The organism is Pseudomonas sp. E45-MNA-CIBAN-0222, from assembly GCF_040310405.1.
Lineage (GTDB): Bacteria > Pseudomonadota > Gammaproteobacteria > Pseudomonadales > Pseudomonadaceae > Stutzerimonas > Stutzerimonas stutzeri_AC.
Map to the genome: position 1 here is coordinate 241680 of NZ_JBEOPU010000002.1, position 12844 is coordinate 254523.

Annotated in this window: 13 protein-coding genes; 5 read left to right on the plus strand and 8 right to left on the minus strand. The window is 63.5% G+C overall.

Annotated features, from left to right (window positions below; genetic code table 11):
- Positions 1-138: 138 nt before the first annotated feature.
- A complete protein-coding gene (locus AAEZ08_RS04135) occupies positions 139-297 on the minus strand; it encodes a YqaE/Pmp3 family membrane protein (protein WP_003282625.1) in 159 nt (52 codons plus the stop codon).
- Positions 298-739: 442 nt separating this feature from the next.
- On the opposite strand from AAEZ08_RS04135, the gene AAEZ08_RS04140 reads away from it, so the two are divergent.
- Positions 740-1732: an SDR family oxidoreductase gene (locus AAEZ08_RS04140; protein WP_500123770.1), complete on the plus strand. Its 993-nt coding sequence runs from the start codon at positions 740-742 to the stop codon at positions 1730-1732.
- Here AAEZ08_RS04140 and AAEZ08_RS04145 read toward each other — a convergent pair.
- Positions 1729-1926: a hypothetical protein gene (locus tag AAEZ08_RS04145; RefSeq protein ID WP_058064917.1), complete on the minus strand. Its 198-nt coding sequence runs from the start codon at positions 1924-1926 to the stop codon at positions 1729-1731. The genes AAEZ08_RS04140 and AAEZ08_RS04145 overlap by 4 nt on opposite strands.
- Before the next feature lie 229 nt (positions 1927-2155).
- Between AAEZ08_RS04145 and AAEZ08_RS04150 the strand changes: the two genes are divergently transcribed.
- The 4 genes from AAEZ08_RS04150 (at position 2156) to AAEZ08_RS04165 (ending at position 6359) form a co-directional block, all read left to right on the plus strand.
- A complete protein-coding gene (locus AAEZ08_RS04150; RefSeq protein WP_500123771.1) occupies positions 2156-3535 on the plus strand; it encodes an NfeD family protein in 1380 nt (459 codons plus the stop codon).
- On the plus strand, positions 3525-4283 hold the full coding sequence (locus AAEZ08_RS04155; protein ID WP_003282629.1) for a slipin family protein: 759 nt from the start codon (positions 3525-3527) through the stop codon (positions 4281-4283). Before AAEZ08_RS04150 ends, AAEZ08_RS04155 begins: the two co-directional genes overlap by 11 nt.
- Positions 4284-4787 carry an LEA/WHy family protein gene (locus AAEZ08_RS04160; RefSeq protein ID WP_102819901.1) on the plus strand — a complete coding sequence of 168 codons (504 nt, stop codon included), beginning with the start codon at positions 4284-4286 and terminating at the stop codon, positions 4785-4787.
- A 300-nt stretch (positions 4788-5087) separates the two neighbouring features.
- Entirely contained in the window at positions 5088-6359 is a 1272-nt protein-coding gene (locus AAEZ08_RS04165) for an OprD family porin (protein ID WP_003282631.1), read from the plus strand.
- An 84-nt stretch (positions 6360-6443) separates the two neighbouring features.
- Here AAEZ08_RS04165 and AAEZ08_RS04170 read toward each other — a convergent pair whose 3' ends face one another.
- The 6 genes from AAEZ08_RS04170 to AAEZ08_RS04195 form a co-directional block, all read right to left on the minus strand.
- Positions 6444-7334 (minus strand): aldose 1-epimerase, encoded by an 891-nt coding sequence (locus AAEZ08_RS04170; RefSeq protein WP_500123772.1) that lies wholly within the window; start codon positions 7332-7334, stop codon positions 6444-6446.
- Between the two features lie 119 nt (positions 7335-7453).
- Positions 7454-8380, minus strand: coding sequence for a 2-hydroxyacid dehydrogenase (locus AAEZ08_RS04175; protein WP_500123773.1), 927 nt, complete (start codon positions 8378-8380; stop codon positions 7454-7456).
- A gap of 44 nt (positions 8381-8424) precedes the next feature.
- Complete coding sequence (locus AAEZ08_RS04180; RefSeq protein WP_036991415.1) at positions 8425-8748, minus strand: DUF3325 domain-containing protein; 324 nt, start codon at positions 8746-8748, stop codon at positions 8425-8427.
- A gap of 2 nt (positions 8749-8750) precedes the next feature.
- On the minus strand, positions 8751-10277 hold the full coding sequence (locus AAEZ08_RS04185) for a PepSY-associated TM helix domain-containing protein (protein ID WP_500123774.1): 1527 nt from the start codon (positions 10275-10277) through the stop codon (positions 8751-8753).
- Positions 10274-10570, minus strand: coding sequence for a DUF3649 domain-containing protein (locus AAEZ08_RS04190; protein WP_003282636.1), 297 nt, complete (start codon positions 10568-10570; stop codon positions 10274-10276). Before AAEZ08_RS04190 ends, AAEZ08_RS04185 begins: the two co-directional genes overlap by 4 nt.
- 49 nt (positions 10571-10619) lie before the next feature.
- Positions 10620-12755 (minus strand): TonB-dependent siderophore receptor, encoded by a 2136-nt coding sequence (locus tag AAEZ08_RS04195; RefSeq protein WP_500123775.1) that lies wholly within the window; start codon positions 12753-12755, stop codon positions 10620-10622.
- Between the last annotated feature and the right edge of the window lie 89 nt (positions 12756-12844).

Genomic DNA, 12844 nt, shown 5'->3' on the forward strand with positions numbered 1-12844 from the left:
AAAAGGCGATCGCGCTCGGTTACCGGCGTTTTCTTGAGTGTTTCGCGCGTAATAGGTTCCGCAGCGCAGGAAGCGCTACTCTACACGGCCAGAGGAGGGAGTTCAAAAACGGCCCGAACAACGTCGGGCCGGTGGCGATCAACGGCGGGCGATGATCCAGACTGCGTGGATGATGCCTGGGATGTAGCCCAGCAGCGTAAGCAGGATGTTCAGCCAGAAAGCACCAGCAAAACCCACCTGGAGGAACACGCCAAGCGGCGGTAGCAGAATCGCAATAATGATGCGGATGAGGTCCATCATGGTCTCCGTCAGGTCAGGGTGGCCTTGGCTAGGCCTACCTGAATCGACCTGATCGGCGCAGACGGGTTCCGTTCTTAAACCGGCGACGCCCGCTGCCATGGGCAGCGGGCAATGATCCGAAGGCGACCGGATAAGCCGCCGAGGGCATCTGATAGATGCACGGAGGGGGAAGACGCAGCCATACCTGCAGCGATGGCACCGTTGCGTCATGCCGCTTCGCCTTTTGAGCCAAGGGGCGGCGCCGAGCGTATCGCTTAGCCTGCTAACCATCCCAGAAGAGCCCTGACGCCACCATTGGCCATTGGTCGATAGCCGAGCAATTCAGTAAGGAACAGTTACCAGTCTGGGTCGGAACTCGCCGCAGCCTATACGGGTCGTCTTAGCAGACCTTGCGGGCGACCGAATCGCGCCGCTTTCTTCTTCGAGCAGAGGATTTCCCATGTCTGAACTAATCTCGGTGATCTGCGGTGCGACCGCGGGTGTCGGCCGAGCAACCGCCGAGGCCTTTGCGAAAGCCGGCTACCAGGTCGCGCTGATCGCCCGGGGTGAACAGGGCCTGCGCGACACTCAGGAGCAACTCGAAGCACTGGGTGCGACCGTTTTGGCGATTTCCGCCGATGTCGCCGATGCCAAGGCGCTGGATGCCGCAGCCAGCCGCATAGAGACGGAACTGGGGCCGATCGATGTCTGGGTGAACGCGGCGATGGCGACCGTGTTCGGCCCCTTCGCGTCCTTGACCGCAGACGAAATTCGTCGCGTCACCGAAGTGACGTACCTCGGTAGCGTGCACGGCACCCTCGCCGCCCTGCGCTGCATGCGCCCGCGCAATAGCGGCACCATCGTCCAGGTCGGCTCGGCATTGGCCTATCGCGCCATACCGCTGCAGTCGGTCTACTGCGGTGCCAAGTTCGCGATCCGCGGCTTCATCGACTCGCTGCGCTGTGAGCTGATACACGATAACAGCGCCATCCGCCTGACCATGGTCCAGCTGCCGGCGCACAACACGCCGCAATTCGACTGGGCACGCAACAAGGTGGGTTGGCGCGCGCAGCCGGTGCCGCCAATCCATACACCAGAAGTTGCCGCCCGCGCCATCTTGCGCGCAGCCCACGAAGCACCACGGGAGTTGTGGGTCGGCACGGCGAGCCTGAAAGCGATCATCGGCACGCTGTTCATGCCCGGTCTGCTCGATCGCATGCTCGCGCGGCAAGCCTGGGACGGGCAGCTGGTGCCCGAGCGCGTGCCGGAAAACCGTTCGGACAACCTGTTCGAGCCGGTCGAGGGTCTACACGCGACCGACGGCCGCTTCGGTGATCAGGCGCAATCACACGCGCTGACCATCAGCGCGGCGAATGTGGGCAAGCTGGCCCTGGGCGCCGGCGCCCTGCTGGCGTTGGGTGCGGGATGGGCATTGGGTCGACGCCGGCACTAGCGCTCAGGCGGCCGTGGCGAACGCTTGCGACGGATGTTGATCCAGGAAAGCACGGCCAGCGCCAGCATCGCCCCGGCCATGTTGTAATTGCCGATCACTGCATAGCCGACGGCTGCCAGTGAGCAGGCACCGAAGCCTATCCAGCGCACGGCCCCCATCATCTTCTCGACGGTTTGGTTACGAGGCGCCGGCATCAGATCGCCCTATCCTGCCGGCGCTTGATCGCGCTGATCGCTTTCTCATCCACGGGTGACTCCTTCTTCTACGGACATGGCCAGCCGGCAAGTGCGAGGCAGCAACCTCGGCCGGAGGTCAGTGCCTGCGCCACGGCGTGGCATTCCCGCGCAGCAACCGACGCAGCTGGGCCTGTCGTCTACGCTCAAGAGACAGGCAGTACCTCCTGCACTGCCCGAGGAGAATGCCATGCCTCGCTCCATGCGCCTATTGCGCCGGTCGCTGGCCTTGCTGCTGTTACTGGTCGGACCGGTATTGGCCGCCGCTCCGGTGACGCTGCTGCGGGTGGATGGCGCCATCGGCCCGGCCAGCGCCGACTATGTTCTGCGCGGCCTCAAGCATGCCGTCGACGAAGGCGCACAGCTGGTGGTGCTGGAACTGGACACCCCTGGCGGCCTGGACCTTTCGATGCGCGCCATCATCAAGGCGATCCTCGCCAGTCCGATTCCGGTTGCTACCTATGTGACCCCCAGCGGCGCCCGCGCAGCCAGCGCCGGCACCTACATGCTCTACGCCAGCCATGTTGCGGCGATGGCACCGGGCACCAACCTCGGCGCAGCAACGCCGGTGCAGATCGGAGGCATGCCCGGCGCGCCGCCCGAGCAGCCGCAAGGCGAAAAGGGCGAGCAAACCAAAGCCCCCGGCGATGCCATGAGCCGCAAACAGGTCAACGATGCCGCCGCCTACATCCGTGGACTCGCGCAGTTACGCGAACGCAATGCCGAATGGGCCGAGCAGGCGGTGCGCGAGGCGGTCAGCCTCTCGGCCAGCGAAGCGCTGGAACTCAAGGTCATCGACTACCTGGCGCGCGATGTCGCCGATCTGCTGCGCCAGCTCGACGGCAAGACCCTCGTCACCGCCGAAGGAGAGGTCAGCCTGAGCACCTCCGATGCTCAGCTGATCGAACATGCACCGGACTGGCGGGTGCGCCTGCTGGCGGTGATCACCAACCCAAGCGTGGCGTTGATTCTGATGATGATCGGCATCTACGGGCTGATTCTCGAATTCTCCAACCCCGGCATCGGCGCTGGCGGCGTGCTCGGCGGCATCTGCCTGATTCTCGCGCTGTATTCGCTGCAGCTGTTACCGGTGAACTACGCCGGGGTGGCGCTGATACTGCTGGGCATCGCCTTCATGGTGGCCGAGGGCTTTCTACCGAGCTTCGGCGTACTCGGCATCGGCGGGGTCGCGGCATTCGTCGCGGGCGCGGTGATCCTGATCGACACGGAAGTGCCCGGCTTCGGCATCCCGCTCTCATTGATCGTGCCGCTGGGCATCGTCAGCGCACTGCTGGTGTTCGCCATCGTCGCCATGGCGCTGAAGGCACGACGACAGCGCCTCGTCGGTGGTGACAGCGAACTCATCGGCAGCCTGGCGCTGGTGGATTCAGTGCCGCCGCAGAACCCGCACAGCGGCTGGGTGCATCTGCAGGGCGAGAACTGGCAGGTGCGCAGTGCCATGCCCTTGCAGGTCGGCCAACAGGTACGGGTGATTGCGCGGCAAGGCCTGCACCTGGAGGTCGCGGCACAACCATCAACCAATCGAGAGGAGCTGAACCATGGGTTATGAAATGAGTTTTCTGGTGTTGCTGGTGCTGTTGTTGGGCCTGCTGGCCTCGACCTTTCGCATCCTGCGCGAATACGAGCGCGGCGTGGTGTTCATGCTCGGGCGCTTCTGGAAGGTCAAGGGCCCTGGGCTGATCCTGATCATCCCGGGGCTGCAGCAGATGGTTCGGGTCGACCTGCGCACCCTGGTGCTGGACGTGCCAACCCAGGACGTGATCTCCCGCGATAACGTTTCGGTCAAGGTCAATGCGGTGGTGTACTACCGCGTCCTCGATGCGCAGAAAGCGATCATCCAGGTCGAGGATTACCATTCGGCCACCAGCCAGCTGGCGCAGACCACCCTGCGCGCGGTACTCGGCAAGCACGAGCTGGACGACATGCTGGCCGAACGAGAACAGCTCAACAGCGACATCCAACAGGTGCTCGATGCACAGACCGACGCCTGGGGCATCAAGGTGTCCAACGTCGAGATCAAGCATGTTGATCTCGACGAGTCCATGGTTCGCGCCATTGCCCGCCAGGCCGAGGCGGAACGCGAGCGCCGAGCCAAGGTCATTCATGCAGAGGGCGAATTGCAGGCTTCGGAGAAGCTGATGCAGGCCGCCGAGATGCTCGGCCGGCAATCGGGAGCGATGCAACTGCGCTACATGCAGACGCTGAGCAACATCGCCGGCGACAAGAGCTCCACCATCGTCTTTCCGCTGCCCATAGAGCTGCTGCAGGGCATCAAGAACCTCGACAGGAAATCCTGAGTGCACATATTTGCCACGCTTCACCAACCGCTGCGCCTGCTGCTGATCGCCCTGCTCGCCTCCGCGCTAGGCGCCTGCGCCGCCTTCTCGCCGCGCGACCCGCTCAATGTTCAGGTCGCCGGCATTCAACCGTTGCAGGGCGAAGGTCTGGAATTGCGCTTCATGGTCAGGCTCCGCCTGCAGAACCCCAACGAGGCCGCCATCGATTACAGCGGCGTCGCGTTGGACCTGGAGGTCAACGGCCGCCGGCTGGCCAGCGGGGTCAGCGACCAGCGCGGCACGGTGCCACGCTTCGGTGAGAGCGTGCTCAGCGTACCGGTGACCATCTCGGCTTTCTCTGCTGCGCGCCAGGCCCTCGGGCTTGCCGAACACGTCGGCCTCGACGAAGTACCCTACGTGTTGCGCGGCAAGCTTGCCGGCGGTTTGTTCGGCACCCAGCGCTTCGTCGAGAAAGGCACATTCGATCTCTCCCCGGCTGCCACTTCACCCTATAGTCGCCCCTGAGTCATACGATCACTCGTCAATCTTCGAGTGATCGCCTTCTCGGCAGCAAAGCACAAGACCATCGCGTGCTTACGCTGCCGGCCCCCTCAAATACAGCACAGGCCTGACGGGGCGCCCGTATTCTCTGCTGTGGGCCATCCCTTCTTTCGACTTTAGGCGACGTTGACAACGACGAAGCCATGTCCATAATGCCTGCAGTCATATGACAACTGACGTCATTAGACTTGCCATCAGGCATAGACCACCGCCCCCACGGTGGCCACACCGGGGCGGCCCATCAAGCAAGGGAGTACAACAATAATGACCCCACGCACCTCCTCATCCGTCGCGCTTTTCGCTGGCGGTTGCATGACCCTCGCATCGCTCGGCTTTGCCGCCAGTGCGCAAGCCGAGGGCTTCATCGACGACTCGAAGCTGTCACTGAACCTGCGCAACTTTTACATCAACCGCAACTTCACCAATCCGGACGCGCCGCTGAGCAAGGCCGAAGAGTGGACGCAGAGCTTCATTCTCAATTTCCAGTCCGGCTATACGCCTGGCCCGATCGGTTTCGGCGTGGATGCGCTGGGTCTGTTGGCCGTCAAGCTCGATGGCGGTGGCGGCACCTATGGCACGGGCCTGCTGCCGGTACATGGCGCACCGGGCGACCGGCATCCGCCGGATGACTTCGGCCGCCTGGCGGTTGCGGCGAAGGCCAAGCTGTCCGAAACCGAAATGCGCGTCGGTGAATGGATGGTGGTGCTGCCGATCCTGCGCTCGGACGACGGGCGCTCCCTGCCGCAGACCTTCAAGGGCGGCATGATCACCTCCAAGGAGATCAATGGTCTGGCACTCTATGGCGGTCAGATGCGGCAGAACAGCCCGCGCGATGATGGCAGCATGGACGACATGTCCCTGCAGGGCTTCGGTGGCGTTACCTCTGATCGGTTCAACTTTGTCGGCGGTGAGTACGACCTCGGCGCCAAGACGAAGATAGGCGCCTGGCACGCACGCCTGGAAGACATCTACCAGCAGAACTATTTCCAGCTCCTGCACACCCAACCGCTGGGTGAAGGCATGGCGCTGACCGCCAACCTCGGTTACTTCACCGGCAAGGAAGAAGGCAGCGCACTGGTCGGCGATCTGGACAACAAGACCTACTCCGGCCTGTTCGGCCTGCAGGTCGGTGGCAACACCTTCTACGTCGGTCTGCAGAAGGTCAGCGGCGACAACGGCTGGATGCGCGTCAACGGCACCAGCGGCGGCACCCTGGCCAACGACTCGTTCAACTCGGCCTACGACAACCCGAACGAGCGTTCGTGGCAGCTACGCCATGACTACAACTTCACCGGCATGGGCGTTCCGGGCCTGACCATCATGAACCGCTACATCAGCGGCGATCGCATTGAAGCTGGCGGCGTGGATGACGGTAAAGAATGGGGCCGCGAGTCGGAGCTTGCCTACACAGTGCAGAGCGGCCCGTTCAAGAACCTCAACGTCAAGTGGCGCAACTCCAGCATCCGTCGTGACTACAGCACCACCGAGTTCGACGAGAACCGGCTGATCTTCAACTACCCGCTGTCTCTGCTGTAAGCGGTAGCGCAGTACGCAACCCTCCTCGCTCCGGTTGCGATAAATCTTTGGCCCGTCGTCTGACGGGCCTTTTTTCATCCGCTTTCAGCGACGCGTGACGCGCAGGCGGCAGCGCCGCTCCAGTCGCTCGCCCGGCTGCAGATACACGACTCCGTGCTTGGCCGGATCGGGCGTACTCAACGCATCGTTGCGATGGGATACCGGCTCCACGGCGAAGAGCCCTTGCGCGGCCGGCGGCGTATACACCACCAGATGCGCCATCGACGGGCCAGCTTCGATTTGCAGCGTGACCCCTGCAGCGTGCCACTGCAGTGTTGCCGTGCCATCCCAACCACTAAAGCAATGATCCAGCTCGGGCTCGTGCAGCTCCCGCGCCTGCCGGTAGTCCCAGCGCTCTGGTACGTCCACCGCCTTGCGCGGCAGCTGCTGATCGTCACTCAGCCAGACCTGCTGGGCAGCAAAACGCAGCGTCACGCCATCATGGCGCAAGAAGTATGGGTGCCAGCCGAGCCCTGCCGGCATCACCCGATCACTACGATTGCTCAGCACCAGCCGCATCCAGGCGCCCTGCTCGTCGAGACCGAGCTCATGCTCGAGTTCGAAGGAGAAAGGCCAGTCCTGCCGGGCTTCGCCTTCGGCCCGGTGCTGCAGGGTCAGCAGAAGACGATCGGCCTCCTGCGCAGCCTGCGTCCAAGGGCGCTTCCAGCCCACGCCGTGAATCGGCAAGTCGTGCTCCGCGGAATTCAACCGCAGCCGATGCTGTTCGCCATTCACCTCGAACAGTCCATCACCGATGCGATTGGAATACGGCGCCAGCACGAAGCAACTTGCGCGGCGCACTTGCTCGATGCCGTCCCAGGGCCTCAGCAGGTCGAAATCATCCAGGGCAAAACGGGTGATGGCACCACCCAATGCCGGACAGACCGAGAGCCGGAAACCGGCGTGCGAGAGGTGCAGCTCGTCAAGGGAAGCCATGCGTGCTCCTGATGGTTGGCAACCGCCAGCAGCGACGGTGTTAGCGATGAGACCGCGCCGGGGACTGCACGGCGCTCAGCATCCGCGACTCGCCGCGGTGCAGCTGTCTGCTGCGGCGCCTAGACCGGCGTCAGCAGGCGGCCTTCGCGGACAAAGCAGTCCAGGTTGTCCAATAGCAGATCCTCCATCGCCCTGCGGGTTTCATGGGTGGCACTGCCGATGTGCGGCAGCAGGACGACGTTGGGCAACTCGCAGAGTGCCGTCGGCACCCTCGGCTCCTCGGCAAAGACATCCAGACCCGCACCACCGAGCCGCCCTTCCTGCAACGCGGCGACCAGCGCCGGCTCGTCCACCACCGAGCCACGCGCAACGTTGATCAGAATGCCCTTGGCACCCAGCGCGTCGAGCACGGCCCGGTCGATGAGGTGCTGCGTTTGCGCCCCACCCGGACAGGTGAGCACGAGAAAATCCGCCCAGCGCGCGAGATCCAACAGGTCAGCCACATACTCGTACGGGCTGCCCGTCACCGGCCGGCGATTGTGATAGCGCACCTTCATGTCGAAGCCCGCCGAGCGCTTGGCCACCGCCTCGCCGATGCGGCCCAGACCGACGATGCCAAGCCGTTTGCCGCTGACCCGACGGCCGAGCGCGAGGTTTCCATCGGCCCAACGCCCCTCGCGAACGAAGCGGTCGCCCAGGGCAAGCTGACGCGCGCTGTCGATGATCAGACCGAAGGCCAGATCGGCCACGCATTCGTTGAGCACATCCGGCGTGTTGCTCACCGGGATGCCTCGCATCCTGGCGGCCTCCAAGGCAATGGAGTCATAGCCGACGCCGAAGCTGCAGATGGCTTTCAGCCTGGGCAACCGTGCGATCAGCGAGGCCGGGCAACCAAACCGCGCAGAGGTAACCATGATTTCGATGCGCTCGGCATGCTCGGCGAGCAGCGCTTCGGCATCTCCCTGCCAGTACGCCAGGACTTCATGCCCGTCCAGGCACTGCTGGAATCGCTCGGTCAAGGGGCCCATCTGGAGAATGCAGGTCATCGATATTCCTCTGCGAGTTGGTGGGCCGTAGCCCGCAAATGGTTTTACAGCACTCCCTGCACTACCCCGCACACCGCCAACAGCGGCGCCGCTGGCAATACCCAGCGCGAACGCCAGGCCAATAGCAGCACCAGCAGCAAGCCAGCGAGCATCACCAGGCAGAGCCAGATCACCGTACCGATCTCGCCGCCCTGGCTGTTGATGCATAACCACAGGGCAAAGCCGAAGCAGCCCGCGGCCAGCGTCCGAATGATCGCTGCGCCTGGCAGTCGCGTATCGGCGTGCAGCAGCACACCGCGGTGTCGGTTCATGGTCAGGCAGAGCAACGTCATACCCAGGTAGGCCAGGGCCAAAGCCAATAGCAGCACGTTCACGCCTCCTGTGCTCGGGTTGTCCGGCTACGCACAGCAACCGGGGCCGGCGCTGCGCTCAAGCGCCAGGCAAAGGCGGCGCAAATCAGCCCCGCGACAATCATGAATAAATCAACTGACGCCAACACCCAGTCGCCACGCCCAAGACTGGCGACCAGGTGACCCTCGCTGGTCAAACCATTGATCAGCGGCAATCCAAGGGCGAGCACGGCGCCGAGCAGCAGTTGTTCGCGCAGCAGGCGATGGCTTTGCCGGCGGCGCAGAACAGCCCAGAGCACAGCTAGCAGCCAGACACCGACGAACACCCAGCCCTCGGCTACTGCGCGTTCGGCGAAGGTGCCTGGAATCAGGCGATTGCCCCACAGCAACGCTAGGCTGGCCAGCGGCAGGCCGGCGAAAACCGAGGCGTTCAACGCGCGTACCCAGGCCAGGCTCCTGTCGCCGCGCTGCTCACGCTTGGCCACCCAAACCTTCAGGCCGCCCACCAGCATGGCGCACCCGGCAAGCCCCATCAGCAGGTACAACAGACGCACCAGCGTGCCGCCAAACTGCGCCATATGCAGGCCGGCCAGCCAGAGGTAGGCGCGATAGCCAGTGGAGGCATCCTGACGATTGAGCAGTTCGCCGCTCGTGGCGTCGTAGGTCAGGGTGTCCTGCGGCGAGCCGATGCGCGAGCGGTCCCGTCGACGGATGTCCACCACCGCCGAAGCGTCATCAGGATGATGCACGCTGACCCAGCCCACCTCGCCACCGCCCCACTGCTGGCGCGATTCGGCAATCAACGCATCCAACGAGGTCGGTTTTGCAGCCGGCTGGTGCAGCTCATCACGGTGATAGCTGCCCATCACCTCACCGAAGTACTGCACGACGTTGCCGGAGTAGCTCACTTGTGCGGCAGCCGGCATGTAGGACGCGACGAAAATCGCCACGCCGGTATAGGCCAGCACCAGATGGAACGGAAATCCGACCACGCCAAACAGGTTGTGCGCATCGAGCCAGGCGCGCTGGCCGTTGGCCTTGGGCCGCAGCGTGAAGAAATCCTTGAAGATGCGCCGGTGGATGATCACGCCTGACACCAGCGCGACGAGCATGAACATGCCGGCCAGCCCGACGATGTACATCCCGACGTCGCCGGCATGCAGGTTGTAGTGCAGTTTGAAGAAGAACTCGCCGCCGACGGTTTCCGGCATGGGTATGGCCTGCGCACTGCGCGGATCGAAGGCCACGTTATGGATCGTCTCGGTACCGTCCACTTCCCAACCAAGGCGCCAATAGGGCTCACGCTCTGTGGGGCCGTGCATCCAGAAGGCATGCAGCTCATCGCTGACGTTCTGCTGCAACCAGCCGCGTACGTCGTCCGCTCCCAGGCTCGATACCACGCCGTCGTGCAGCGCGGGGCGCATCCAGCGAGTGAGTTCCTTGTCGAAGCAGGCAACGGTACCGGCGAAGATGATCACAAAGAGCAGCCAGCTCGGCAGCAGGCCGCCCCAGGTGTGAAGTCCGGCCATACTTTGGCGCAGTTTCATGGACGAACCCTCCAGTCGCCGGAAAAGAACGCGGCCAGGCACAGCACCGCGGTTACGCCGATGATCGGCAGCCATACCCGCGTGGCACTGCGGGCGGCGAACACGTAGATCACCACGGCCGTCCACACGGCAAAGCTGGCGAGGCTGGAAAACACCACACGATCAGGCCGTGCCAGCGGCAGATAGACAGCCAGAAAGGCGGTGACCGCGTAGGCGACCGCGTAACCGCCGACCAGCGCCGCGAGCACGCGCGACGCGATGTTCCAGCGGTTGATGGATGTGTTGCGACTCACTTCGAATCCTCCCTTGCAGACCGGTACGCGGCGCTTGGCTCAGCGGCGTTCAAAAGCTGTAGCTCGCGGTCGCCGTCAGCGTGCGGCGGTTGCCGGTGAAGCAGTCGCCGCGTGACAGACAGGTGGTGTAGTAGGTCTCATCTTCCAGGTTGGTGGCGTTGAGGGTGAGCGACCAGTCCTGGTAGGCGTAGCCGAGCATGGCGTCGAACAGTGTGGTCGACGGCGTCTTCAGGCTGTCGGTGCCATCCCAGCTGGCACCGACGTAACGCACACCGGCGCCGGCGCTGAAGCCAGGAATGCCGGCGATGCTGAAGCGGTGCTGCGACCATAGCGAGGCCATGTGTTCGGGCACGCTGGCGATGCGCTTTCCCTGCTGGGCGACCGGTCCCTTGACCACTTCGCTATCCAGATAGGTGTAGGTGCTGATCAGATCCCAGTTCGAGTTCATCTCGACCAGCCCTTCCAGCTCCAGCCCCTTTACCCGCGCTTCGCCGGCCTGGATGGTGCTCAGCGGATTCGCCGGGTTGGGCATCTGGCGGTTCTTCTCGCGCAGATCGAACACCGCAGCAGTGAGGAGCGTGTTGCTGCCAGCCGGCTGATACTTCACGCCGAGCTCCCACTGCTCGCCTTCGAGCGGCTTGTAGGACTGCTGAGTGAAATTGTCCAGCCCGATAATCGGCGTAAAGGATTCGCTGTAGCTGATGTAGGGCGCCACACCATTGTCGAACAGATAGGTCAGACCGACGCGACCGGTGACCGCGTCATCCTTCTGCCGGGTACCCTCCTCGACGCGAGTGTCAGCCCAGTCCTTGCGCAGCCCCAGAGTTGCCAGCCACTTGTCGAGACGGATCTGGTCCTGAACGTAGAGGCCCTGCTGGGCAACGCGCTGCTGCGGGACATCGGAAAGCGTGATGCCGGAGGGATCGAAGGTGCCATACACCGGGTCGTAGAGATCCAGCGGGGTGGCCACGCCGCGAGCGGTCCGGCTATCGGTTACCGCATGCCGGTAGTCGATGCCCACCAGCGCGGTGTGCTGCAGCGCACCGGTGTCGAAGCGCGACTCGGCCTGGTGATCGGCGGTCCAGATGGTGACTTCCGGCTTGGAAATGGACCAGACGCGGTTGACAGTCCGATTGTCCGCATTAAGCACAGGCCCACGCAGGGGGTCCCAACCATACATGGTCTGATAGCTGACCTTGCTCTTCTGCCAGCGCAGGTTCTGCCGCAGCGTCCAGGTGTCATCCAGGCGCCAGGCCATCTGCGAGGTCAGCGCTTTCTGCTCGCTGTCGTATTCATCGAAGCCCGGCTCGCTGACAAAGCGCTCGCTACCGATCTCGCCGTAGGGAGCGCTGAGCACGGTGCCGCGGTGCGGCAGGAAGGAACTGGTGGTGCCGCCGTCGTCCTTTTGCACGTTGGCCATCAGCGTCCACTCGAACTGCTCGTTGGGGCGCCAAGTCAGCGACGGCATGAACAGCAGGCGGTTGTCTTTGGTGTGATCGACCTGAGTCTGGCTGTCACGCTGGATCGCCACCACGCGGTACAGCAACGTGCCGTCTTCATCCAGCGGGCCGGTGCTGTCGAAGGCGATCTGCTTGCGGTCGAAGCTGCCGTACTGCAGCTGCAGCTCGCTTCTCTGTACAGCTTGCGGACGCTTGCTGACGAAGTTGAGTAGGCCGCCGACCGAACTCTGCCCATAGAGCATGGACGACGGCCCCTTGATCACCTCAACGCGCTCCAGAGTGAAGGGGTCGGTGCGCGTGTTGTTGTAGCTGCCGACGCTCTGCTGCAAGCCATCCAGAAACGTAGTCGGCGAAATACCACGGATCAGTGCCGAATCACCGCGGCTGTCGAAACCATAGGCCTCGCCACGCATGCCGGCCACGTAGCGCAGCGAATCCTGGATGGTCAGCGAGCCCTGGTCGCGGATGCGGTCGGCGGTGATCACGCTGATCGACTGCGGGGTTTCGATGATCGGCGTGTCGGTCTTGGTGGCGCTGACACTGCGCTTGGCGACATAGCCTTCGACCGGGCCATTACCGCGTTCGGTCTCGCGGGGTGCGGTGATCTGTTGCGCTTCGAGCTCGACCGCTTCCTGAGCGTCTACAGCAAAGCAGGCGACCAGTACTGGCAGGCCCAACACCAGCGGGCGCAACGAAAACGGAGGCGAAGCGACAACGCGACTCATGGAGTTCTACCTTGAAGTTTTTATGAGAACGCGCATGATATTGATAAATGTTTCTATTTAGAAGCTGTACCTGACCTATCTCCTGCGGT